At 60.3% G+C, this 22,977-nt stretch carries 21 protein-coding genes, 1 tRNA gene and 1 pseudogene; 9 read left to right on the forward strand and 14 right to left on the reverse strand.

Translation table 11 applies throughout. From position 1 onward, the window contains the following. Position 1 precedes the first annotated feature (1 nt). The 7 genes from AC2ETI_RS18220 to AC2ETI_RS18250 all read right to left on the reverse strand — a co-directional run bounded on the left by AC2ETI_RS18220 (position 2) and on the right by AC2ETI_RS18250 (position 9,214). Positions 2 to 1,099 (reverse strand): cellulase family glycosylhydrolase, encoded by a 1,098-nt coding sequence (locus AC2ETI_RS18220; RefSeq protein WP_031333713.1) that lies wholly within the window; start codon positions 1,097 to 1,099, stop codon positions 2 to 4. A gap of 220 nt (positions 1,100 to 1,319) precedes the next feature. Beyond that, on the reverse strand, positions 1,320 to 2,405 hold the full coding sequence (locus tag AC2ETI_RS18225) for a glycoside hydrolase 5 family protein (protein WP_031333711.1): 1,086 nt from the start codon (positions 2,403 to 2,405) through the stop codon (positions 1,320 to 1,322). Then, positions 2,398 to 3,486 carry a glycosyltransferase family 4 protein gene (locus AC2ETI_RS18230; protein ID WP_021345076.1) on the reverse strand — a complete coding sequence of 363 codons (1,089 nt, stop codon included), beginning with the start codon at positions 3,484 to 3,486 and terminating at the stop codon, positions 2,398 to 2,400. The genes AC2ETI_RS18225 and AC2ETI_RS18230 overlap by 8 nt, the downstream gene beginning before the upstream one ends. Continuing rightward, positions 3,483 to 5,072, reverse strand: a complete 1,590-nt coding sequence (locus AC2ETI_RS18235) for a flippase (protein ID WP_031333709.1) — start codon at positions 5,070 to 5,072, stop codon at positions 3,483 to 3,485. The genes AC2ETI_RS18230 and AC2ETI_RS18235 overlap by 4 nt, the downstream gene beginning before the upstream one ends. A 7-nt stretch (positions 5,073 to 5,079) precedes the next feature. Beyond that, positions 5,080 to 6,102, reverse strand: coding sequence for a glycosyltransferase family 4 protein (locus AC2ETI_RS18240; protein ID WP_228117960.1), 1,023 nt, complete (start codon positions 6,100 to 6,102; stop codon positions 5,080 to 5,082). After that, on the reverse strand, positions 6,030 to 7,436 hold the full coding sequence (locus AC2ETI_RS18245; RefSeq protein ID WP_257207218.1) for an O-antigen ligase family protein: 1,407 nt from the start codon (positions 7,434 to 7,436) through the stop codon (positions 6,030 to 6,032). The genes AC2ETI_RS18240 and AC2ETI_RS18245 overlap by 73 nt, the downstream gene beginning before the upstream one ends. Positions 7,437 to 7,447: 11 nt before the next feature. Further along, positions 7,448 to 9,214, reverse strand: coding sequence for an alpha/beta fold hydrolase (locus tag AC2ETI_RS18250; RefSeq protein ID WP_021345074.1), 1,767 nt, complete (start codon positions 9,212 to 9,214; stop codon positions 7,448 to 7,450). 116 nt (positions 9,215 to 9,330) lie between these two features. Here AC2ETI_RS18250 and AC2ETI_RS18255 point away from each other — a divergent pair, with 116 nt between their 5' ends. Then, positions 9,331 to 10,467, forward strand: coding sequence for a glycosyltransferase (locus AC2ETI_RS18255; RefSeq protein ID WP_483634194.1), 1,137 nt, complete (start codon positions 9,331 to 9,333; stop codon positions 10,465 to 10,467). Here AC2ETI_RS18255 and efeB read toward each other — a convergent pair. From efeB to efeU, 3 genes are read right to left on the reverse strand one after another with little or no spacing between them, the layout of a single operon-like run. Further along, positions 10,440 to 11,720, reverse strand: a complete 1,281-nt coding sequence (gene efeB, locus AC2ETI_RS18260) for an iron uptake transporter deferrochelatase/peroxidase subunit (RefSeq protein WP_019744632.1) — start codon at positions 11,718 to 11,720, stop codon at positions 10,440 to 10,442. The genes AC2ETI_RS18255 and efeB overlap by 28 nt on opposite strands. After that, complete coding sequence (gene efeO / locus AC2ETI_RS18265) at positions 11,721 to 12,851, reverse strand: iron uptake system protein EfeO (RefSeq protein WP_021345072.1); 1,131 nt, start codon at positions 12,849 to 12,851, stop codon at positions 11,721 to 11,723. Between the two features lie 14 nt (positions 12,852 to 12,865). Further along, entirely contained in the window at positions 12,866 to 13,768 is a 903-nt protein-coding gene (gene efeU, locus AC2ETI_RS18270; RefSeq protein ID WP_021345071.1) for an iron uptake transporter permease EfeU, read from the reverse strand. Positions 13,769 to 13,908: 140 nt separating this feature from the next. Here efeU and AC2ETI_RS18275 point away from each other — a divergent pair, with 140 nt between their 5' ends. The 6 genes from AC2ETI_RS18275 to AC2ETI_RS18300 all read left to right on the forward strand — a co-directional run bounded on the left by AC2ETI_RS18275 (position 13,909) and on the right by AC2ETI_RS18300 (position 18,586). Continuing rightward, complete coding sequence (locus AC2ETI_RS18275; protein ID WP_020908544.1) at positions 13,909 to 14,721, forward strand: lytic transglycosylase domain-containing protein; 813 nt, start codon at positions 13,909 to 13,911, stop codon at positions 14,719 to 14,721. A gap of 214 nt (positions 14,722 to 14,935) precedes the next feature. Beyond that, on the forward strand, positions 14,936 to 16,222 hold the full coding sequence (eno, locus tag AC2ETI_RS18280; protein WP_019744628.1) for a phosphopyruvate hydratase: 1,287 nt from the start codon (positions 14,936 to 14,938) through the stop codon (positions 16,220 to 16,222). Positions 16,223 to 16,242: 20 nt separating this feature from the next. Next, positions 16,243 to 16,974, forward strand: a complete 732-nt coding sequence (locus AC2ETI_RS18285) for an FtsB family cell division protein (RefSeq protein ID WP_020908543.1) — start codon at positions 16,243 to 16,245, stop codon at positions 16,972 to 16,974. Then, complete coding sequence (locus tag AC2ETI_RS18290) at positions 16,971 to 17,516, forward strand: DUF501 domain-containing protein (RefSeq protein ID WP_020908542.1); 546 nt, start codon at positions 16,971 to 16,973, stop codon at positions 17,514 to 17,516. The genes AC2ETI_RS18285 and AC2ETI_RS18290 overlap by 4 nt, the downstream gene beginning before the upstream one ends. Continuing rightward, the gene (locus tag AC2ETI_RS18295) at positions 17,513 to 18,478 is read left to right on the forward strand and encodes a Ppx/GppA phosphatase family protein (protein ID WP_020970277.1); all 966 of its coding nucleotides are present in this window, start codon (positions 17,513 to 17,515) and stop codon (positions 18,476 to 18,478) included. The genes AC2ETI_RS18290 and AC2ETI_RS18295 overlap by 4 nt, the downstream gene beginning before the upstream one ends. A gap of 34 nt (positions 18,479 to 18,512) precedes the next feature. After that, positions 18,513 to 18,586, forward strand: a tRNA-Leu gene (locus AC2ETI_RS18300). A gap of 60 nt (positions 18,587 to 18,646) precedes the next feature. On the opposite strand, the pseudogene AC2ETI_RS18305 reads toward AC2ETI_RS18300, so the two are convergent. The 3 genes and pseudogenes from AC2ETI_RS18305 to AC2ETI_RS18315 form a co-directional block, all read right to left on the reverse strand. Beyond that, positions 18,647 to 18,854: pseudogene (locus AC2ETI_RS18305) on the reverse strand (tyrosine-type recombinase/integrase); the annotation flags it as partial. A 558-nt stretch (positions 18,855 to 19,412) separates the two neighbouring features. Beyond that, the gene (locus AC2ETI_RS18310) at positions 19,413 to 19,958 is read right to left on the reverse strand and encodes a hypothetical protein (protein WP_317558793.1); all 546 of its coding nucleotides are present in this window, start codon (positions 19,956 to 19,958) and stop codon (positions 19,413 to 19,415) included. A 23-nt stretch (positions 19,959 to 19,981) separates the two neighbouring features. Then, positions 19,982 to 20,311 (reverse strand): DUF2510 domain-containing protein, encoded by a 330-nt coding sequence (locus AC2ETI_RS18315; protein WP_193595090.1) that lies wholly within the window; start codon positions 20,309 to 20,311, stop codon positions 19,982 to 19,984. 170 nt (positions 20,312 to 20,481) lie between these two features. Here AC2ETI_RS18315 and AC2ETI_RS18320 point away from each other — a divergent pair, with 170 nt between their 5' ends. Beyond that, positions 20,482 to 20,655, forward strand: a complete 174-nt coding sequence (locus tag AC2ETI_RS18320) for a hypothetical protein (protein WP_270008079.1) — start codon at positions 20,482 to 20,484, stop codon at positions 20,653 to 20,655. A 388-nt stretch (positions 20,656 to 21,043) separates the two neighbouring features. After that, positions 21,044 to 21,304 (forward strand): hypothetical protein, encoded by a 261-nt coding sequence (locus AC2ETI_RS18325; protein WP_193595091.1) that lies wholly within the window; start codon positions 21,044 to 21,046, stop codon positions 21,302 to 21,304. Between the two features lie 891 nt (positions 21,305 to 22,195). Here AC2ETI_RS18325 and AC2ETI_RS18330 read toward each other — a convergent pair. Continuing rightward, positions 22,196 to 22,882 (reverse strand): DUF8020 domain-containing protein, encoded by a 687-nt coding sequence (locus AC2ETI_RS18330; protein ID WP_060939524.1) that lies wholly within the window; start codon positions 22,880 to 22,882, stop codon positions 22,196 to 22,198. Between the last annotated feature and the right edge of the window lie 95 nt (positions 22,883 to 22,977).

Below are 22,977 nucleotides of genomic sequence, written 5' to 3' on the forward strand. Positions count from 1 at the left end.
ACTAGATCTTGGGTGTGCCGCACCCTCCAACTGCCTGTTTCACCGCCGCGAGTGCGGGTTTCGGAGTGTAGTTGATCGTGACCAGACCGAAGTTCTGTTCGATATCCGAAGTGTTGGTTCCGCGATCACGCATGCTGTAGATGAAAATGCGCTCGATGTAACCGAGCACCTTTGCTTGCGCGAATCCATCCGAGATGATGTTGGCCTGTAATTGCGGGCTGACGGCGGTCGGGCCTGTACCTGTCGGAGCTCCGAATTCGGTTGCCCAGACTTTCTTTCCGCTGTCCCCATTCTGCACCATCGATTCTCGCATCAGTCGGATCCTGTAGAAAGTGTTCCAATTCTGGGTGGACGAATCCGAAGGTAGCGCAGGCCAACTGTACGGATGGATCGAAAAGACATCGAATGAAGACTTTGCTCCTGCCGCGTACATACCCTTGAGATACGTGACCGGTGAGATGTCGGATCCGTTGTCGACGGCCGGTGCCAAACCGCCGTTGAGAATCTTTGCACCCGGTTGTACCGCACGGATACTTGCAGATGCGGCTTTCAGGAGTGCAGTGTAGGTGTTCACATTCGGCTTGGGGCGGAAGAATTGTGTCAGGTTCGGTTCGTTCCAAATCTCCCAAGTGCTGATTCTGTTCGAGTACCGTTGTGCTGCTTGTTGTGCAAACTTGGCAAACGCGGCCGGATCGGATGGATACCCGTGGGTATCGTTGACCCCGGCGACGCGAGCCCAAGCCGGCGTGTACGTAACGATTCCCAAGACGCTCAATCCTTGGAGACGTGCTCGATCGACGACGCGGTCGGTTGCGCTCCAATTCTGTTGGCCCTTGGTGGATTCGACGGCGGACCAATCGACGTCGAACCTGAGCCAGGTCGCGCCGGCATTCTTCATTGCGGTCAGTTCTGCATCGAGATCATTCTGAGAGAGACCGTTGAGTGGGGCGCCCGCGGCGATCCCTAAACCAACGGAACTGCACGTCGAGTTCGGGGTTGGGGTTGTTGTTGGAACTGGACTCGGTGCACACGCGCTCAATGACCCGACAGTCAACAGGGCGCAGGCGAGGGACAATCGAAGTCGACTCACGTCGACCACCTTCTTTCCACAGTGACTCGAAACCGGTGCGGGACAGACAAGTTGGAAGCCGAACTAGATGACCAATCCGACAAATCAAAGAATTGCATGAATTGGGTCACTTGGCACCAGTCTCGAAGTCGGTTCTGCAGTACTTCCGTCCGGTTGGGTGCTACTGCGAAATGCGCCGGTTGGTATTGTCCGATTTTCTCGGTGACTGTGGTCGAAAATGATCAATAGTTCAGAGGCATCCTCCAGTTTCGTTTGCATCTTGCAACACGGCCATAGAGGGCTTCGGTTCGAAGTCGAGATTCAGAAGGCCAAAGTTTTGTTCGCGATCACCGGGATCGGAGCCGCGGTCCTGGAGACTGTAAACGAAGACCTTCTGAACGAACCCGAGGCTACGTGCTTCGTTGAATCCGTCACGCAGTATCTCGGCTTGCATCGACTCGGTCACAGCGTCGAGACCAGTTCCTGTTGGTGCCCCGAATTCGGTCGCCCAAATAGATTTGGTCGAGTCGCCGTTTGCAACCATTGTGTCGTGCATCAGCCGCATTCGATAGAAAGAGTTCCAGTTTCGAGTCAACGGGTCCGAGGGCAGTGCCGGGTAGGTGTACGGATGCATTCCGACAACGTCGAAGTGTTGTCCAGCTCCATATTCGTAGATGTTCGCGAGGAACGTCGTGGGGCTTATGTCAGCGCCGTTGTCAGTTGCGGGGGACAAGCCACCGGAGACAATTGTTGCCCCCGGTTGCACTGCCTCGATTGCTACGCTCGATGCGGCGAGCAGCCTCGAGTAATACTCAGGATCCGGCGTCGGATTGAAGAATGTTTGGAGATTGGGCTCGTTCCAGATCTCCCATGACGAAATGGAATTCGAGTAGCGGGCAGCGGCAAGCGCCGCGAACCTACCGAACTCGTCCGGGTCGGCCGGACGGGTATGCGTGTCTGGACTCGTCGCTGCCGGATCTCTTGCCCAGGCAGGCGTGTAGGTGATGAGACCGAGAATCTCGAGCCCGGAAGATTTCGCGATGTCCACGAGGCGATCGGTTCCGGACCAGTCGAAGGCGCCCTCGGTACTTTCGATGGCGGACCAGTCGATGTCGAATCTGACCCACTGCGAACCCGATGATCGAATAGCTTCCACCGTTCGATCCATTTCGGCGTCACTCATTGCGGTATAGCCGGAACCAAGTGCGATGCCAGTATTGTCTGACGAAGGTTGAACTGCGCAAGGTTCGCCGGTTGCGGTAATCGAAGAATGGACTACCAATCCGACAATCAACAAGACCACTGCGACTGCGGCGACTCGACGCGCCTTAGCCATCGATGAGCTCCTTCAGCAGAGCCGGAAGATTCTTCTGGATGTCATATCGGTCCTCTACCTTCCGCCGGCCGATGCGTGACAATTCGGATCGTGCACTCCCGTCCTCCAACAGTCTCGTTATCTCGGCTGCGAGTTCTACTGAATCAGATGGCTCGACGAGCGATCCGGCGCCGTCCCCCAGCAGCTCGCTGGTGCCGCCGAGATCGGTTCCGACGACTGGCACTCCGATGCTCATTGCTTCGAGTGCTACGAGTGGGCCGGCTTCGGGAGAGGTGCTCGCAGAAATCGCGATGTCCCATCCTTTGATAGTTGCCAGTGAATCGACATATCCGAGAAATGTGACGCGACCCGCCAGATCCGGCTGCTGTGCGCGTTCACGAAGTACTTGTGCGTACATTTCGTCGCCCGGGAACGGAAGTCCGGCGATTTCGAGTTGGACGTCTACTGTGCGGGCGATGGCATCCATCAACACCAAGTGGCCTTTCCACGGCGTCAGTGACCCGATGATTCCGACAACTCGGCGTGCCGGTGATCGAACTTCCGTTACCTCAGGGGGAACTACAACACCAAGTCGTGACACCGAGGTGGGAATTCCCAGCGAAAGAACAGGAAGCGAGGTCGGTCCGGAGACGGCGACTGCTCGTCGGATCCCGGGTTTTGCAATCCGTACGACGATTCGTTGTTTTGTGCTCGAGAGAGTGTCGTGTACAAGCCACGTTGCACGTTGCGGTACGCGGCCGAGCCTGATCACCGGCAATGCGAACAGTGAGTTGACTATCACGGTCGAGCTGGCCGACTGAGCCCGAGACGCAATGATGCGCCCGGCAATTCGCCAATTCTTTGCAACTTCGAGAATCGCCAGGACGCGTGCCAGACCCCCTTCGCCTCTGAGCGACAGGGTTGGTAGCGTGACCGTTTCGAAGTCGACTGACGCGCGTGCGCGATCCCTCAGCGGCCCTTCCGGGCAAGCCAACGTTACCGTGAAACCCTGCTCGCGTGCCAAACGCATCAGTTGGAGCATGACCAGTTCGGCGCCGGAGATCTCTCCTGTGTGGCTGACGAAAATGATCGTTCGTGTCATTTTACTTCCCTGTCGGGTTTTAGCATTGCGAGTGGCGACTTCCCGCCCGCGAGCGATACAAGTGCATAGATTCCGACTGTCCCAAGTGGAGCGAGAACCGAAACGACTGGCCATGGCACGCCCAACCTTTCGACGCAGATCGTTCCTGCCACTGTGACCACCGCGCAGAGGGCGACGGCCGCTCCGAGCGGGAGCATCGGAAACATTCTGTGAACCGGCAGACTTCGCCGCACTACAATCCAGATTGCAACGAAAAGAAGCAGTTCGGTCGATACGGTCGCAACTGCCGCTCCGTTGAATGACATTCGAGGAATCAACGCGATGTTGACCACGATATTGAAGAGTAAGCCGCCCAATGCAATCCACGGATATATTCGATGCCGGCCGCTCGCAACCAGGATCATCAACCCCAACTGGGTGAGCATCGAGAAGCATGCGCCAAGCACCAACAGTCGCGTCGAGGTCCCTGCAATTGCGAACCGCTCTCCGTACAGAAAGGTGAGCACTCCGGTGGCAGCAGGCCAGAACGCGGCGATCGATGCGCTCCCGAGAACTGTCAGGACGATGAATGTTTCGCGGCTTCGTTCTCGGAACACTTCCACGCTGTCGGGCCAATATGACACGAGAAGTGTTGTTACCGGGGTGACTACGGTGATTGCGACGATTTGCAGAAGGTCCGCGAATTTGTACCCGATGGTGTACAAGCCGACCGAATCGAAAGTATCGAGCTTGCCCAAGAGCAGCACATCCACTTTGGACAGAAGCGTGACCAAAGCGAAGCCGATGCTCAAAGGGATTGCTTCGATCAGCATTTCCCGCCACCTACGAAACTGCGCTCGTGACGACGGCCTTGGCCCGGCGACGCCCTTTCGGACACCGCGCACTTTCACGACGGCCGCGACCACTTCGTTGATGACCGCAGGGATGACGAGAACGAGGAGGATCGGCTGCCACAAAACCGCGACGATGGTCGCGACAAGCTGGGCGAGTTGCCCGACGCCCTCGGCGATCGCGACATACGTCATGCGCAGGCGGCTCTGGTACATGACGGAAAGTGCATGGCTGGGAGTGGCAACGACAACGACCAAACCAGCGACCGCCGTTGCTTCTACCACTTCTGCGGGGTAGCGGAGAATCCAGACATAACCCACCGCGACGATGTATCCGAAAAGACCAAGGGCGACCCGTAGGGATATGAACGCGGTGGTGACCAGCGAAACTTCCCACGGATTGCACTCGACCAACTTCGCGAGCACCACTCGGCCGACGCCTAGATCGGTGACGACGGACAACAAGCCGAGCAATCCGAAGATGAGGGAGAACTGACCGAATTCGTCAGGGCTGATCGAACGCGCGATCAGAACCGAGCCGGTCCACCCCATCGCTGCCACTGCGATCCGGCTTCCGAGCATGATCGCAGTGCTTCGGCGTGCATCGTTCGCAGTCAAATCCGGAGCGGCCGGCCCGTGGATTTTCGTCTCTCGCTCGCGACGTTCCTTCTCGAATTTGTCGATAGCGGCCTGGCGCAATTCGGCGAACTCTCGCGGCGATACGGGCTCGGTGCCCGTCGAATTGCGATTCGTCATGAGCAACTCACACGCTCAGCCCTGCAGTGCGGTACGCGTCGACCGTGTATTCGGCTGTTCGGGTCCACGTCGATCGGGCCGCGACACGTGGCGCAGATATACGGAGTGCGGTGTTGACATCGTCGTCCAGGACGACTGAGCGAAGAGCGGCCAACCAGGAAGCCTTGTCGTGCTTGCGGACAAGCACGGCGGCGTTGTCGGCGAATTCGGTCAGTGCTCCGACCGCACTCGCAACCACTGCCGCGCCGCACGCCATGGCTTCGAGTGGCGGCAGACCGAACCCCTCGTAGTGGGAGGAGTAAGCGACAGCAGTTGCGGCGGAATAGAGTGCCGGAAGGTCTTCTGTCGCCACGTAACCCAATCCTCGGGCGGAACGGGGCGCGTCGGGGCCCGTCGAGCCGGAGCCCGCCAGCAGAAAAGGAATCGACAGCTCCGTGCACGCTTCGGCGACCAGAGCGACATCTTTTCGAGGTTCGATCGTTCCGACCTGCAGCACGAATCGCTCCGGTAGTTTCAATCGCCGCCGAACTTCGGTCACTGCAGCTTCGGTGGGGATCGTGGCCCAGGATGCGGGTGCCAGCGGCGTGACAACGGCATGCCGACCGCTCAGTGCGAATATTCGTTCGGCGGTGAAGTCCGATACTGCAATGACGACGTCGGCCTTGCGTAGCGCTGCGGACAGGAGTCGGCGTTCGCCAGCTGCTCGATATCGACTGAAGGCCCACGGAACGTCGAATACCGACATGTCGTGAAACGTCGAGATCTTCAGGCCGCCTTGCCCGATCGGGAGGTCGACGTCGAGGCTGTGGAACAAGTCGCTGCCCGCGACCGGCACCATCGCCCACGCTGCTCTGCGTGCTCCGGAGGCGACAGGGCGCGTCACGGCGCGCACTCCGGTTGGAATCTCATCGACAGCGTCGATTTGCACTGTTGCGCTGAGGTTCGTCGATTCGCTGATCAGTGGGGAGAGTTCTCGGAGTAGTTCGCGTGCATAGGTTTGGACGCCGCCCCCACCAGGTCGGAGTGCCATGGCTCCGAGGGTGATTCGTGATCGGATATCGCTTCTTTCTCCGAGTGGTGTTGAGTCAGTGCGCATCCCACGGTTCCAATCAGTAGCCAAAAGTAGAGGTCGAGGGGAAATATCTCGAAATATGTCGAGACGACAGAAGCGACCGCGGCCGCGACGATCGAGGCGCTGACACCGAGAGCCAAAGCGCCGTCCGAGCCGGGAAGCACACGCGATGCCCTCAGCGCGGACGCTCCGGAAGATATGAGGACCAGGACAAAAATCCACAAGCCGATCGGTCCGAGCTCGACTGCGACTTTCATGTAGTAGTTGTCGGGCTGATAGGGGATCAGCCCAAGTGTTGTCGCGGCCTTGATCGTCATCGTGTTGAGCATCGGTTGCGCTGCTTCCGCCGCCTTTGCCGCCGCGGATCCTGTTGCGCCCAAACCTTGCCCGAGTGGATGCACGAACAGCGAGCTGATTGTCGACGACCATCCGCTACCGCGTTCTTCGAGACTGTACGACGAGAACAGTGGTTTGACGATTGATGGTGGTGCCAACAGAAGTACAAAGGGAACGGCAGCGGCAGCCGCGCCGAACAACATCAAGATAGACCGATACTTGTATACGGCGATCCAGAGAAGCCCGACAGCCAACCCGATGTAGCTGGCCCGCACAATCGAGACTCCCATGCCTACGACCATGATCGGAGTTGCGGCCAGAAAGATAATGTTGCGCAGCCTTTTCGGATCTGCGAGAGCGACCGAAATGCCGACGATCAAACTCAGCATCACGAAGAGGCCGAACGCAAACGGACCGGTGAAAGTGCTGAAGCTTCGCAAGATCGAGCCGGTGATTCGAATCTGCTCGGTGTAGCTGTACCCGAGATCCACCAGGTATGCAGGCCCTACTGCTTGCTGAAGGAGTCCGATGACTGCTGTCAATATCCCCATGCCCATCAAGACGGACACGAGATGATCTCGGTCGTCCCGCGAGAACGGTGCGCGCCAGAGAATGACGGGTATCAAGATGTAGAAGTAGGTGATCTTTATCGATGTCACCCCGGCGATACCGGACAGAAGCAGTGCTGACGCGGAACCGAATGCTACCCAGGCTGCGGCAGCAGGCCACCAAGGCATCGAGGGGCGCTCTACCCGAAGGCGATTGGGGCTGACGAAGGTGCATCCAAACGTGAGCAGGAGCAACCCCTCCTTCCAACCGGCCATCGATGTCCCGCCGGGAATGATCGCCAACAGACCGTGGAGCGGAGCGAACAGTGCAACAAGCAGCAAGCCGCGTTGTGGTCGCTGGTAGATCGCAACGACGATGGGTACTGCGAAGATTGCAGCAACAATCATGAATGATGTGTTCACGCGATGAACCGGTTCGCATTCGCCGTGTGTGCCCGGGGAGCCGTCGCAATTCCGAATGCTTTCGCTATCGAAGAAATCGTCTTTGTTTGCACGATATTTCGGAGGTCACGATGGTAGGACGGGTGATCGCCGACCGGTGGCATGATCGCGTTGAACGTTTGTCCTCGGTGAGTCATCCGGGCAACGCCTTCGGGTCCGCGTTGCTGATTGAACCATGCGGCGTCCGCGGGGGAGAGGATGACGGTGGTATCCACCCCACGCTTGCAGAGTGCCTCCAGCATTACCTCAGGAACCTGCGTGATTCCTCTGATTCCCAGTAGCTTCCACGCTGAATAGGGGAGACGGGACTGCAGTACGCCTTTCACCCGTCCGCGGAGGGGAAGTTTCGTGGTTTCGGCACCTGGATCGATTCGAGGAGCCTCCGGCAAGACAGCATCCATCAGGGACTTCTTGCGCCTCACCGACCACAGAATCATGTTCACGAGTATTGTCGATCTCGCACCCATCTCGAGCGCCATGGACGCGGAGGTCCATGCCCCAGAACACAATCCGGTCATCACGAGGTTTCTCGGATCTGCGCCGAGTGCAGCAACGGCAGTACGTGCGTCCTCGTCTGCCGCGTGTGAATAGACCGACGTCGGATTGTCGGCGTCGATCGGGCCCGAGTCGCCGACCCCTCGTCGGTCGAATCGGAGACTCGTGACCGAGAGAGCCGCGGCCTCACGAGCGATGGTCACCCACGAGCGGCCAGGCCCGACTCGATGCTCGATTGCCGTAGTGAAGAACAGTAGTCCGCGCTCGGGAGGCGCATCGGTGGTCGATATGTTGCCTGCCTCGGATTCGGGAGAAGTTGCGGGATGCGTGCGGATCGCGAAGAGCTCCTGAGCACCGAATCGTTCCAACGTCTCGAACACCTCCTCGCCGACTTCGGTGATCGCGACGCGAGCTGTGGTGGTGATCGCGGGAGTGAACGCGGAGGAACTCGTGGGCGCGTGGCGATCCAACCACTGTGCGATTTCGCTGATGTGTGTGTAGGGGATGTCGACGTAGAAACTGGGAGGCGACGTGAACGCGTCGTGGTTCTCCAAGATCATCATCTCGGGATCAAGAGTTGCTGCGAGCCCGACGACAGCCCTGCTGTCCAGTACCGAAGACTTCACGGCCAGAAGGGTGCGTGGACGTCCGAGAAATGGTCCGGTGATGCGGAGACGTGACAGTTGGTCGGCGCATTCGGGTGCCAGCACGCCACCCATGATCGACACACGTGAGTCGGCGGGATCGTCCTCTCCGACGCTGATCGCGTAGAACGCACGTTGTTCCCTGAGGTAGTTGCGGCCGGTCAGAATTGGGTCCCACAGGACTATCGAGTTGACGGCTCCGCACTCCTGCAATGCCGACGCTGCCAGGAGGGCCCCAACTCTCAGTCCGACGATACTGACGGATTCCGCGCCCGCTCGTCGGACATAGTCCACAGCGCTGACGATGCTCTTCAGCCAGAGGGTGAGAGCGTCAGGATCGTCTTCGGCACCGGCCGAGTCGCCGACTCCCGCGTACTCGAAACGAAAAGCGGCCATACCCTGTGCCGCGAGTTTTTCGCCGAGAAGTCGCATGCCGCGATAGGTGTCGATGTGCTCCTTGCCCAGCGGGGGACACATGACCACGGCTTCTCGGACAGTTCCTGAAGAGGGCACGTGAACGAATCCGAGCAACGGCCTGTCTGCCGACCCGAACCACGTGGCCAGTTGAGTCTCGATGGTGATCACTCCGGTCAAGATCGGTTGCCTGTATGTTGCTAGTAAACATACCAGTAGTCTGTTTGGTGCCGATCCGGCAATCTCTAGGTTTGTGGAGCGCCAAAAAAGCGCATAGGAGTCCGAAAATGTCAGGTGTACTCGTCCATGAATGGATAGAGCGTTCGGGCGGCGCAGAGAAGGTGCTGGACGAGTTCGTCAACTGCTATCCGGACGCTGACCTGTATTGTCTGTGGAACGATGCTCCCGGGCGTTACTCGACAACCGATGTCAACGAAAGTGCGCTCGCTGCAACGCCATTGCGTCGTAGCAAAGCGCTCTCATTGCCTGTCATGCCGTTTACCTGGCGAGGGTTGGAGAACCGCGACTACGACTTCGCGCTGATCAGCTCCCACGTGTTTGCCCATCACGCAACATTCAGGGGGCAGTCTGCGCGATTCCGGAAATTCGTCTACGTGCACACCCCCGCCAGGTACGTGTGGAACCCCGAACTGGACGAGCGTGGAAACTCGCCACTCGCGAGGCTGGGATCACCCATTCTGCGCAAAATTGACCGCAAGAGAGCGTCGGAGGGGGCCTCGTTCGCAGCGAACAGCGAGTTCGTCAGTCGACGGGTTGAGCGTGCCTGGGGCGTGCAGTCACGGGTCATCCACCCCCCGGTGGACGTCGACCGGATCTCTGCCGTCGAGGATTGGCGGTCCCGTTTGAGCGAAAACGAACTTCAGCTACTATCCAGTTTGCCCTCACCATTCGTTCTCGGTGCCTCGAGGTTCATTCCGTACAAGCGTTTGGACTGGGTGATCCGGGCAGCCGAGCGGGCCGGGACGGCTGCTGTCATCGCAGGGTCGGGCCCGGAAGAGGATCGGCTCCGCGCGATGGCTGACTCTGCGTCGGTTCCCGTTCGAATTGTTGGTCGCCCCTCGGATGCGTTGCTTTTTGCGCTGTATCAGCAGGCACTCGCATACGTCTTTCCGGCGATCGAAGACTTCGGAATCATGCCGGTGGAGGCGATGGCTGCGGGTGCGCGCGTGATTACGAACAGCATTGGTGGAGCTTCGGAAACCGTGACACCTGGTGTCGACGGACTCCATTTCCACGACGACAGTTGGGAATCGGTGGCCGAGTGCATCCGAGATGTCGCCGCGGTGGATGTGAATGGTGCACGCTCGTACGAGAAGTACTCCGTGCGCAGATTTCGTTCCGAGATCGCAACCTGGACCGGTGTTCCGGTGTTCGGCTACGCGAACAGTGTTTCGCCCCAGTAGTGTCCGTCGGCGAGACCGCCGGGGCACGCGAAGACGGCAGAACCGACGTGTTGGATGTATTCGTTCAGCGCATCGTGTCGTGAAAGGTTCTGCTGCATCGGAACAAACTGCTCGACCGGATTCCGGCAGTACGCAACGAAGAACAGTCCCGCGTCCAGGTGGCCGAAGCCGTCGGAGCCGTCGGTGAAGTTGTATCCGCGGCGCAAGATCTGAATCCCACCGAGTTCCTCGGCAGAGGCCAGGCGCACGTGTGAATCCTCCGGGATGACGAAGTCGTGGCCCATTTTGGAATCGAGATCGAGTTCGTCGAACTCGTCTTTGCCGCCGAGTGGCGCTCCGCTGCGTTTGGAGCGGCCGATGACAGCTTCCTGTTCCTTGAGTACTGCGCGATCCCACTGCTCGATCAGCATGCGGATTCGTCTGGCGACGAGGAATGAGCCGCCTGCCATCCAGGCCTGATCGTCAGTGGGATCAACCCAGACGTGCTGGGCGAGTGCGTTTGGATCTTCCGCCTTGATGTTGGCTGTTCCGTCCTTGAACCCGAACAGATTTCGTGGTGTCGCCTGCGTCGTCGAGGTCGAGGACGTTCGCCCGAACCCGAGTTGTGACCACTTGACCGACGCGGTCCCGAAAGCGACTCGCGCGAGGTTGCGGATCGCATGGACGGCAACCTGGGGATCGTTGGCGCACGCTTGGATGGCGATGTCGCCCCCGCTGCGATTCGGATCGAGGTTGTCCGCGCGGAAGTGGGGGAGATCGAGCAGGGCAGCAGGTTTCTTGTCTGCGAGCCCGAAACGGTCGTCGAAAAGTGACGGTCCGAATCCGATGGTCAGGGTGAGTTGCGACGGCGCGAGATCGAGTGCCTCACCGGTATCGCTCGGTGGCGCGTACGGACCGTCGCCGGTCGCTCCGTCCTCGGTTGCTTCCTGACCCGCCGTCATTCGTTCGGCCATCGCCGTCCACGTCTGCAGCAGCGTGATCAGTTGGTCGCGCGACTTCGTCGTCACATCGAAAGCGACGAAGTGCATGCGATCCTGGGCCGGCGTTGTGATGCCTGCTTGATGCTCGCCGCGGAATGCCACCACGTCTGCGTGATCGGTGCCGGAATTCTCGTCGGCGGTCACCCGCCCGATGACGGCACCGGCACCGGCCAGGACGGCGCCGGCCCCCACGGCGCCGAACAGTCGGCGCCGTGAGACCGCATGCGGTGCTGCGTTTTCCGCAGCGGGTGTGCCTTCTGGTGAATCAGTCATCTACTGTCCCGCAACTACTTCCTGGACCTGGCTGACCTCGGCGGACAGAGCATCGATTTTACGCGAGAGTTCCTGACGCTGCGCCTCGGTGACGGTGTCGTAGTACACGAATCCGTCGCCGACGCGGAACTGCGCCAGAGCGGCGTCGAGGTCGGCGAATCGGTCAGCGATGCGCTGGGCCAGCTCGGGATTACGTTCCTGCAGAATCGGGTTCAGTGCCGCGATCGCCGCTTGCGAGCCGTCGACGTTGGCCTGGAAGTCCCACAGGTCGGTGTGCGAGAAGATGTCTTCCTCTCCGGTGATCTTGGAAGTCGAGATCTCGTCGAGCAGTCCTTGGGCGTCGCCGGCGATCTTGGTTGGATCGATCGTGTAGTCCTCGGCGTTCACCTGGTCGGCAAGATACTGAATGTCTTCGAGCAGTTGATCGGCGACTGCGTTGGTATCCGGCTGAAGTCCGGTGACCCACAAATCCTTCTCGAGGCGGTGGAATCCCGTCCAGACTTGACCGGGCTCCAGATCCGCTTCGCGCAGGTCCAGCTTGGGGTCGAGTTCGCCGAAGCTCTCGGCTTCGGGCTCGATGCGCTCGTAGTAGGTGCGTGCGATCGGGAACAGTGCCTTCGCCTGGTCGATGTTGCCGGACTGGACGGCGGCGACGAACTGAGCTGCGGTGTCCTGCAGTGCGACGATCTGGCTGCGAATGTACCGCCGGTAGCCGTCGGCAGCTTCGGCGAGTTGTCCGCTCTCGTCGGTGGCCGCCTGCGAATCGCCCGTGACGACGAAGTCCTGGCGGATGCCGGTTCCGACCATGCCCGGCTTGCACGCGAGTTGATAGGTCGCAGCCTCGGGGAGAGAGACGATCAGCTGCCGGGTAAGGCCGGGGCCGATGTTCTCGACTTCGCCCATCGCTCGATCACCCTCGGCGAAGACGTAGAACTCGGTGACCTTCGAGCCGTTGTTCGTCACCTGGAACGTCGAACTGCCAGTGGTCCCGGTGGTGGCACTGACGTCACACGAATCGTCGGTGGCCGTGACGACGATGTCGCCGTCGCTCGCCGTCGTCTTCTCGGTGCACGCGGCGAGGGAGAAGGGAAGTACCGCAGCCGTGGCCAGTACGAGGGTGGATTTACGCATGTCGGCAATGCCTCTCAGGATTTTTCGGGAACGTGTGTGTCGTGCGCAGGCGGGGCCGTCGGCTCGGTTGGCTTCGACGGAAGGGGACGCAGGAAGAGTGCTAGGACGACTACGAGGTAGACGACCCACGCGACGGCTTGCAGGACCGTCGGATCCGGGCGGAAGTTGAAGATTCCGGCGAGGACGGTGCCGTACCAGGTCGACGGGTCGTAGCCGGGCGTCAGGTTGAACGCGAGATTCGAACCGCCCGGAAGCACATTTCCGGTCTGTAGAGCGCGAACACCGTACGAGAGGATTCCGGCGGCGACGACGATGAGGAAGATCGCCGTGTACCGGAAGAATGTCGTCAGGTTGAGACGGAGGGCGCCGAAGTACATGGCGACGGTCAAGACGGCGGCCAGGAGAATTCCGAGGAGCAGTCCGACCAACGGCCAGGAGCTGCCTGCGGTGTTCTCGGCGTATCCGACCATGAGCAACGCTGTCTCGACGCCTTCACGACCGACCGCGAAGAACGACAGCGACAAGATGGCGACGGGGCCGGCGATCAACGCCTTCTCCATCCCCGCTTTCAGATCGCCGGAAATGTTCTTCGCGGCCGTGCGCATCCACAGGACCATGATCGTGACGATGACGACGGCGACCAGGGAGGCAACGCCCGCGATGATCTCTGCGGTCAGGCCGTCGACCGTCGACGTTCCGTAGTGGATCGCGAAAAAGATGATCGCCACCATCGCGACGGCGATGGCGACGCCGAGCCACACCCATTTGAGTGCGTCCCTGCGCTGAGCCTTCACGAGGTAGGCAGCGAGAATCATCACCACGATGCCCGCTTCGAGGCCTTCGCGCAGACCGATCAGGCCACTGCCGAATAACTGGGTGGCAACTGATGGTGTGCTCGCGGCAGCGAGTACCGACACGGGCACGGGCGACTCCTGACTGAGTGAGTGCGACAGCTTCTGACGAACTTATGAGGCTAGGCCAGCCTTAACTCAGAAGAAGATACTCCACAATCGGTGGTGAACCACGCCCTGACCTGTACTTTTGCTGTTCTTTACCAATGGGTTCGGGAGTACTTCGCTCGCATGTGGATGATGGAAGGGTGTACCGAACTCCCGCAGCCCGCAGAAGTCCCCGGCGTCTCTCGAGAGTCGTAGCCGCAGTAGCTGCCGGAACAGCCTTGCTGGGCGCAGGCATCGTGGCGTGTGGATCGAACGAACCGAAAGTAGCCATTCCGGAGGGCATACCCCCAGGTACAGGCTCTCCGACGCCGCCGATCGACATCAATGCCCCCGGCCGCAGTGCTGATCAACTCGCCGACTGGGCCGCGGGATTGTCGGACGACATCGGGATCGGGACGACGGCACTCGAGGCATACGGGTACGCCGCTGCGGTCATGGCCGAGACGCTTCCCAGCTGCGGAATCGGGTGGACGACATTGGCCGGTATCGGCAGCGTCGAGAGCCGCCACGGGACCTACGACGGTTCGTCGGTCGATGCGTTCGGCCAGGTCGCCCCGGCCATTCGGGGAATCCCTCTGGACGGTGGCCCGGGAGTTGCCGAGATCCCCGACACCGACGGCGGGGCGATGGACGGCGATCCAGTGCACGACCGTGCGATGGGGCCTATGCAGTTCATCCCTGAGACGTGGCTCAAATGGGGAGTCGACGCCAACGGCGACGGCCGGGTGGACCCGGACAACATCGACGACGCTGCCCTCACCGCCGCTCGTTACCTGTGTGCACGCGGGGGAGACCTCACTGCCGCTGCCGGGTGGCAGCAGGCGCTCATGGCGTACAACCTCTCGGGCGACTATCTCGCGCTCGTTCGTGATCGTGCGTCGGCGTATTCAGTCGGGGTACGGCCGGACTGACGGCGATCGATCCGCAGGTCGGGCCCGTGACCGCGCGTCGATAAAGAAGCCTTCGGCCCGTGCGGTTAGGCTGTGTGCTGGCACTACAGAGGTGCTGGCACTGCAGAGGCCCAGCCGCGATCGTGGTCCTCTTTCGACCGGAGGGGTCGGAGCCCAAGTGTCAAGCACGCAGAGCGTGCCCCAATGCGAAGCCCATTCGAAGGAGAACCACACAGTGGCCAGTATTGAGCAGGTCGGAGCTCGCGAGATCCTTGATTCACGTGGCAACCCCACGGTTGAGGTCGAGGTTCTGCTCGAAGACGGAAGTTTCGCCAGGGCTGCGGTGCCGTCCGGTGCTTCCACCGGTGAGCACGAAGCCGTCGAACTGCGCGACGGTGGCGCACGCTACGGCGGAAAGGGCGTCGAGAAGGCCGTTGAGGCTGTGCTCGGCGAGATCGCTCCGGCCATCATCGGTATCGACGCAACCGAGCAGCGCACGGTCGACCAGGCGCTGCTCGACGCAGACGGCACCCCGGACAAGTCGCGTCTGGGCGCAAACGCTCTGCTCGGTGCCTCGCTTGCCGTGGCTCGCGCCGCTGCCGAGTCCTCGGGCCTCGAGCTGTTCCGCTACGTCGGTGGCCCCAACGCTCACGTTCTCCCTGTCCCGATGATGAACATCCTCAACGGTGGCGCGCACGCAGACACCGGTGTCGACGTCCAGGAGTTCATGGTTGCTCCCATCGGCGCACCGAGCTTCAAGGAATCGCTGCGCTGGGGTGCCGAGGTCTACCACTCCCTGAAGTCGGTCCTCAAGGAGAAGGGCCTCTCCACCGGTCTCGGTGACGAAGGCGGATTCGCTCCCGACGTCGCGGGCACCAAGGAAGCACTCGACCTCATCACGATCGCCGTGAACAAGACCGGCCTCAAGCTGGGCACCGACGTCGCGCTCGCTCTCGACGTCGCCGCCACCGAGTTCTACACCGACGGCACCGGCTACAAGTTCGAGGGCAAGAACCGCACCGCGGCCGAGATGGCGGCGTTCTACGCCGAGCTCATCGACGCCTACCCGCTCGTTTCCATCGAGGATCCGCTCGACGAAGACGACTGGGACGGCTGGGTCGCACTCACCGATCAGATCGGCAACAAGGTCCAGCTCGTCGGCGACGACCTCTTCGTCACCAACCCCGAGCGCCTCGAAGAAGGCATCGTCAAGGGTGCGGCAAACGCACTCCTGGTGAAGGTCAACCAGATCGGCACTCTGACCGAGACCCTCGACGCCGTCGATCTCGCTCACCGCAACGGCTACAAGACGATGATGAGCCACCGTTCCGGCGAGACCGAGGACACCACCATCGCCGACCTCGCGGTTGCCGTCGGCAGCGGTCAGATCAAGACCGGTGCTCCGGCCCGCAGCGAGCGCGTTGCCAAGTACAACCAGCTGCTGCGTATCGAGGAGAACCTCGGCGACGCAGCACGTTACGCCGGCGAGGTTGCGTTCCCGCGCTTCGCTTTCGAGGCCTGACGGAAATCTAAGATTCAGTAGTGTCTGCACAGCGCGGTAAGCCACGATCCCCCGGCGGAAGTCCGGGGGGTCGTGGTTCCCGTCGTGGGGACACACCGTCGCGTGCGCGTCGTGACAGCGCTCGACGCCCACGCGCGTCGGAACCGGCATCTTCGGTCGATCCGGCAGCAGTTGATTCCGCTGCGACAGACCCCGCGCAACCGGGGGTCTCCGCCGAGAAAGCGTCGGCGCGTGGGTCGAAGTCGGCCCGGGGGAAGAGCGGAACCAACAAGTTCTGGTCTCGGCTTCCGAAGTCGGACAACACCATTTTCGGCTTGTCCACCAGTCGGGCCGTTGTGCTCGCGATGGTTGTGCTCATGCTGGCGCTGACACTGGCAGTGCCGCTGCGTACGTACATCAGCCAGCGTTCGGATGCCGCGCAGGTGGCGGCCGAACGTCAGGTGCTCGAGGAAGAACTGCGAAAGCTGCAGGGCCAGAACGCGCGCTTCGACGACCCTGCGTACATCGAAGCTCTTGCACGAGAACGCCTTCGGTACGTCAAACCGGGCGAGACCCCGTTTCAGGTTCAGCTTCCCGGCGACTACAAGGAACCCGAGAAGAAGCAGGAAAAGGAAACACCGCTGACAGGTCCGTGGTATCGCGATCTGTGGCAAACGATTTCGGAACCGCCAGTGGTTCCCGAGACGACGACACCGGCCCCGATGCCGTTGGCGCCGATAGAGCCAGAAGAACAAGGAGTACCCACCGGGTGAGCAACACGTCCGAAAATTCCCCACAGGTTTCACAAGCGGATCTCGACGCCGTTGCCGCTCAATTGGGCCGTGAGCCACGCGGAGTGATCGAGATCGCGTACCGCAGCCCGGACGGTCAGCCCGGCGTCGTCAAGACTGCCCCCAAACTTCCGGACGGAACACCGTTCCCGACGCTGTACTACCTCACCGACCCGCGACTGACTGCCGAAGCGAGCCGTCAGGAATCCGCCGGCGTCATGCGTGAAATGACCGAACGCCTGACCCAGGATCCGGAACTTGCCGCGGCCTACCGACGGGCATACGAGTCGTACCTTGCCGAGCGGGACGCGATCGAATCTCTCGGAACCGACTTTGCCGGTGGCGGGATGCCGGATCGCGTCAAGTGCTTGCACGTGCTGATGGCGCATTCGCTTGCCAAGGGTCCCGGCGTCAATCCGCTCGGTGACGAGTCCGTTGCCTTGGCCGGCCACGGAAAGCTCCGCGGAACTGCAATTCCCGCGGACTGGCCTGGCATCGACGACGCCGACACCGCCGACCGGTGACTCGCCGTGTTGCCGCAGTCGATTGCGGTACCAACTCCATTCGACTGCTGATCGCCGACGTCGGCGCCGACGGCCGTCTGGTGGATGTCCGGCGCGAGATGCGCGTCGTGCGACTGGGTCAAGGTGTTGATGCGACAGGGACATTCGCGCCCGAGGCCATCGAACGCACCCGGGTCGCGCTGGTCGAGTACGCGTCGATGATCGCCGATGCCGGAGCAACCGCCGTTCGGATGGTCGCGACGTCGGCTACTCGCGACGCTGCGAATCGGGAAGACTTCTTCACGATGACGCGGGACGTGCTCGGTGCGGTGATTCCCGGATCCGGAGCGGAGGTGATCACCGGCGACGAAGAGGCGCGACTCTCGTTCGGTGGTGCTGTGGGAGAACTTGATCCGTCCGAGGGCCCCTTTGTGGTAGTCGATCTCGGCGGCGGGTCCACCGAAGTTGTCCTCGGCGACGCGTCGGGCGTCCAGGCTGCGTACTCCACCGACATCGGCTGTGTGCGCGTCACTGAGCGGTGCCTACCGTCGGATCCGCCTACGGCAGAGCAGGTTTCCGAGGCGACGGCTTTTGCGACCGCGAAATTGGCCGAGGCATTCGAGGCCGTGCCCGTCGAGAAGGCTCACACCTGGGTGGGTGTCGCTGGAACCATGACGACGCTGGCCGCGATTGCTCAGGAACTTCCGGAGTACGACGCCGAGAAGGTGCACCTGTCGAGGATTCCGTTCAAGCAACTTTTCGAGGTGTGCGAGCGACTTACCGCCATGCCTCGGGTTGATCGCGCCGCCTTCGGCCCGATGCATCCGGGGCGGGTGGACGTCATCGGCGGCGGAGCGATCATCACCACGGTGCTGGCTCAGACATTCGAAGCCAAAGCCGGGATCACCGAACTGGTTGTCAGCGAACACGACATCCTCGACGGCATCGCGATGTCGATAGCTCAGACCCACCCGATAGTCTGATTCCCGACGCACCCGACCAGTCGGGTGCGTCAAGGCCCCCATAGCCCAATTGGCAGAGGCAACGGACTTAAAATCCGTCAAGTGTCGGTTCGAGTCCGACTGGGGGCACAAGAATTGGATATTCGAACATGTAGTTCAGAGGCGTTTTCTGGTAGCTAGTTCGAACGCTCACGCAGTCTCTGTCCACAATTTGCCCACAACTGAATCCAACTTCGCCGCGACTGCATTCAGGTCGTCGTCGAAAAGGTCGGCGTAGACGTCGAGAGTCATGGCTGCACTCGTGTGCCCGAGCATCTTCTACTGCCTTCACGTTCGCGCCGGCGGAGATTGCCAAGGAAGCGGCCGTGTGCCGGAGGTCGTGCGCGGTGACGCGAGGAAATGGGGGAGTTGTCGGGTTCTTACCCTCGGCTTCGCGTGCGGCAGCGGCAGCCTTCCTGTCATCGAGCTACAGCTCCACTGAGCCAGGAGTCATTCCTTGTCGTGCGCCCGCGGACCTTTCCGTTGTTCGGTCGAAACATCTGAGCAGAATTGAAAACTGTGCTGTCATGGCGAACTTGTTTCTGAACTTCGGCATGACACCTCTCAACGATGGCCCACTCAGACCGCTGGATATCTCAAGGGGACATGGCCGTCAGAGGTTTGTGTCGCCGACCTCAGGTCGGCGTACTAGTCACACTCCGCGCGGCTATGGCGGGGTCATACCTTAGTGCCTTGGCATCGCTAAGCCGTCGCGACAAGGCGCTTCTATTTTTCATGTCGACATTTCGCCTGTCGGCCGGGCCTTGGGGGTGTTTGCCGTATCCGCCGGGGCTGTTCTCTGTTGTCCGAGAATCATCGCGTGCAGCAATCTGTCAGCATCATCCGAACCGGGCTTTTCGGTCTGCATGCGGTGAAGGCCCCACCGTTTGGTGGGGCCTTCGGATGTAACAGCTGGTTAGCGTGAGAAGGCGGTGAAGTCGCCCTTCCAGACGATCGACCCGATCGTCACCACAGCGGGATTCAATTCTGCGATGTCGACGTCGTAGGCATATTTCACGGTTTGTCGGGATCCTGGTGGAATCGATCCCTTAACACCGTCGCCGAAACCATCAGAAATCGAGAACTGCGATTCGGCAGGCAACCCAGCCTCCCCGTACGTCAGGGTAGGGGTTGGGAAGTTGTATCCCTCGAAGATTTCGTCGCTGCCGTTGTTGAGCTGAAGTGTGAAAACAGTGAGCGGCCCGTATGACGATGACTGTTCGGTAGTCACCGAGAGGATGCTGGTCTCGATGCCGTAGTTCTTCGAGACACCAATTTCATTGGGTGCGAGAACGCCACTTCCGGGTTTCGTGGTCGTGGCGGCTGCCGACGTTGTGGCTGCCACTTCGCTGGCAGAAGTGGAAGGCATGACCGGCTCGGATACCGATTGCGGTTCGTTCTTGCTGCAACCTGCGAGGACCAGCGCGCCGGCTAGGGCGGCGATCGTGAGAGTCTTCTTCATCGCAAATGCATACCTTGTCTGAATTAGTAACTCGGAGGCGGTGGGGGAGTCGCAGATGGCTGCACGTGGGAGGTCCACTGGGCGCCGTCGTACCACCGGATGTAGCCAGGGTTTCCGGGGTCCGGATACCAGTTCGCGGGTGTGGTGTTCGGACGCAGTTCCTCGCGAGTGTTCGCGTGGTTAAGTGCCGCGAGTTGCTGACGCTGAAGGTCTAGATTCACGCCCTGCTGAACGACCTGAGCGCGTGCAGCATTGCGGGTCTGCTTCGTGTATTTCGCGGTGCGCTCCTCGGTATTGCGGAACGGAACGACGCCTGCAGTACTGATGCTGATGGTTTTGCGGATGATGCCCATTGCCCTGGGTCCTCTCAACAGATCGGTGACAAATACATACCAGACCGTCCGGACACGCGTGAAGGTGTATGTGGAAATACTATGGCCGGTGCTCTGAGTTTCAATCGGTGTATGGCCAAAACTGAACCGATTGTTATCTCGCCTCGCCGGCTATCGTCAGCGAACTTCGCATGATCCTCACGCGCCTCGCGATCGACAAACTTGCGTTGAGCAGACAACCGGACGTCACCGAGCCAGTAGACCGTGACGTCATAACTCCGCGTCTACTCACCGCCGTTCAAGCTGGCGAGTTCCTCGGGGGGACCAGACAACCGTTCGAGAGCTATGGCGAGATGGCAAGTTGAAGTGTGTCCGCATCGGGCGGGGGGAGGAAGGTGTCGACTGTCGAACTGTGGCGCTATATCAAAGAGCATGAGCAGTTTGACCACGATCACTGAATTGATCACTGACGTTGGTCGCATCAACCCAACTGTGGCTCTCTGTGGTCTCTGCCCACATTGTTGCAGTAAGGACGTTCGAGTTGAGGTAAGATCAGGCGGGAAAAAGTAAGGTGCACAAGAGATTTCCTCTAACCTGCATGCCCAGAACGGTTCGAGTCCGGCTGGGGGCACAGTGAAATTGCTGGTAGAAGGTCCGTGATCCGTATTTGTCGGAGGGTGAAATAACCCGCACGCGATCGAAAAACCACCCGCATCGAATAGGGGTCCGAAACGATCTGGTACTAATCAGCTTATGAATCAGAACCAGAAGGCAGTGATCAGCGGACTGTGGACAATTGCAGGTTGCGTCACGGTAATCGGTATCGCCCTCCTTTGGTGGGATGGAAACCACATGACCGAAATCTGCACCACGCGAGGCTATGATCCATGCGTCAACATCATGAACATGCGCGGCGCGTATCTACTTGTCGCCGGACTGGTAGCGATTGCAGCGACTTTGGTCGCTGAACGGCAACTACGAAAAGATGATGAAATCGTGCCACTTATCAGCTGAATGTTCAGCCGTTCTCTCGGTTTCTTCCGCCCGACGACTCAAGCGAATCGAGGAATAGCAGTGACGGCGTTATACCTTCCGCCGTTACGGCCTCAATCGGCGATCGCCGCAAAGTTCTGACCGCGCAACGCCGGGCTCCGCTCTGCGTCCTGCTAGCTCGGTGCCGTGAGTGCCAATGGACTGGCCAGTCGGGCACGACAGCCGCCGCAAGTTCCAAAGGTGTTCTTAAAATTCTCTCATTTACTGGACTGACATTCGATGACGCCTCGGTGCCGCGCCATCGGCAGCCAGGGGCGTGCGCTGGAGATTCCACTTCTAAATCACGGTCGGTTCCGGCTATCTGAACGAGTCGATATCGGAGCGCGCCCACTTCTACCGATCGGTCGAGTATCCCGGTGCAGGAAGAATCATCAGTTGGAATACACGGTCATGAGTGGATCGAGTCGAAGGCTTTCGAGACGAACAAAGTCATGAGAATCGTACCGTAGAGCACGTCGATGCGGCTCGATTCGTCGACGATATTCTGTTGATCCACATTGAGTTCGTCGCTCAGTATCGTGGTCTCGATAATTGAATCACATAGCCAACGAGTAGTTGCGCCTTGGTCAGGTCTAATTTTTTCACCCATGAGTTTGCTGTACGCGATTGCGAGTTCGCTAAGCCATCAGGATTTGTCGCGGCCTGATATTCTGGATCTTCGTGCGCTGCGTCACTGGCAGGCCCGCAGAATTCGGGTCCCAACTCAATGTGGTCGTTGTGCCCTAACTGCAGTGAGTAACGGTTCGAGCCCGACGGGGCGCAGTCCAACATTCAGTGAGGTATTGAAAACCCCGCTCGTCCTCATGCGGACGGGCGGGGTTTTCCGTGAAGCAACGACTGCTCACCAAGTGGCTACTGGGCCCAGACAGTCGTCCCTGCAGGCGCATTCAGTGTGTTGACGAGGTCGATGCCGGCTACGACAGCCGCGCCGCCGCCACCGAGGATCGTTCCGGCGACACCGCCGATTCCGGCTCCTGTTGCGAGACCACCCAGGCACAGTGCCGCAGCGACGGGGAGTCCGACGATGGTCAAGCCCAGCGGAGCACCGACAGCGCAACCGATTCCGGCGCCGACGATGGTGCCGAGCAGGCTGCCGACCTGAGTGCCGAGACCGAGCTGACTCTGGAAGTGCGCAATCGCCCGATCATTTTCCTCGGGTGACGCTACCGGCGTCCATTCCTTTGCCGCAGGAGCACTCTCGGGTCGAGGTGTTGCCTTCGCCGAATCGGTGATCGGTGTCAGTGTGAGGGTCTTACCGTCTTCACTGATCGTGCGATCGAAGGGGAACTGCAGATCCCCGAGGTTGTATGCGAGAGGCAGGGAAACAAGGTCGGCTCCCTTGCTGTCCTGCAAGACGACGGAGTGGCCGTCGCCGGATACCTTGAACAGCCCGGCGTCGATAGTGGTGACGATCGACTTGTCGACGATCTTCGCTTCGTAATTCACGTCGGTCGACGGATCAGCTGATGCGATCCCTGTTGATGCTCCGACTGCAGCGACCGCTAGAGCAGTCACAGCCGCCTTCTTGAAGAAACCCATAGTTCAACCCCGTGTTCGCCTGCGTGTGCTCGCAGAAACTCGACAACTTCGGACATTGGTAAACCCCCGACAAAGCCTTCGTATTAAAGCAGACC

The sequence above is a fragment of the Rhodococcus sp. MurmanLake-1 genome, from assembly GCF_056945715.1.

Bases quoted from the DNA above. Each gene is read 5' to 3' on its own strand.
- AC2ETI_RS18225 (WP_031333711.1), bottom strand. From the start codon at position 2,405: ATGGCTAAGGCGCGTCGAGTCGCCGCAGTCGCAGTGGTCTTGTTGATT.
- AC2ETI_RS18230 (WP_021345076.1), bottom strand. From the start codon at position 3,486: ATGACACGAACGATCATTTTCGTCAGCCACACAGGAGAGATCTCCGGC.
- AC2ETI_RS18235 (WP_031333709.1), bottom strand. From the start codon at position 5,072: ATGACGAATCGCAATTCGACGGGCACCGAGCCCGTATCGCCGCGAGAG.
- AC2ETI_RS18240 (WP_228117960.1), bottom strand. From the start codon at position 6,102: ATGGCACTCCGACCTGGTGGGGGCGGCGTCCAAACCTATGCACGCGAA.
- AC2ETI_RS18245 (WP_257207218.1), bottom strand. From the start codon at position 7,436: ATGATTGTTGCTGCAATCTTCGCAGTACCCATCGTCGTTGCGATCTAC.
- AC2ETI_RS18255 (WP_483634194.1), top strand. From the start codon at position 9,331: ATGTCAGGTGTACTCGTCCATGAATGGATAGAGCGTTCGGGCGGCGCA.
- efeB (WP_019744632.1), bottom strand. From the start codon at position 11,720: ATGACTGATTCACCAGAAGGCACACCCGCTGCGGAAAACGCAGCACCG.
- efeO (WP_021345072.1), bottom strand. From the start codon at position 12,851: ATGCGTAAATCCACCCTCGTACTGGCCACGGCTGCGGTACTTCCCTTC.
- AC2ETI_RS18275 (WP_020908544.1), top strand. From the start codon at position 13,909: ATGGGTTCGGGAGTACTTCGCTCGCATGTGGATGATGGAAGGGTGTAC.
- AC2ETI_RS18310 (WP_317558793.1), bottom strand. From the start codon at position 19,958: ATGAAGAAGACTCTCACGATCGCCGCCCTAGCCGGCGCGCTGGTCCTC.
- AC2ETI_RS18315 (WP_193595090.1), bottom strand. From the start codon at position 20,311: ATGGGCATCATCCGCAAAACCATCAGCATCAGTACTGCAGGCGTCGTT.
- AC2ETI_RS18320 (WP_270008079.1), top strand. From the start codon at position 20,482: ATGATCCTCACGCGCCTCGCGATCGACAAACTTGCGTTGAGCAGACAA.
- AC2ETI_RS18325 (WP_193595091.1), top strand. From the start codon at position 21,044: ATGAATCAGAACCAGAAGGCAGTGATCAGCGGACTGTGGACAATTGCA.
- AC2ETI_RS18330 (WP_060939524.1), bottom strand. From the start codon at position 22,882: ATGGGTTTCTTCAAGAAGGCGGCTGTGACTGCTCTAGCGGTCGCTGCA.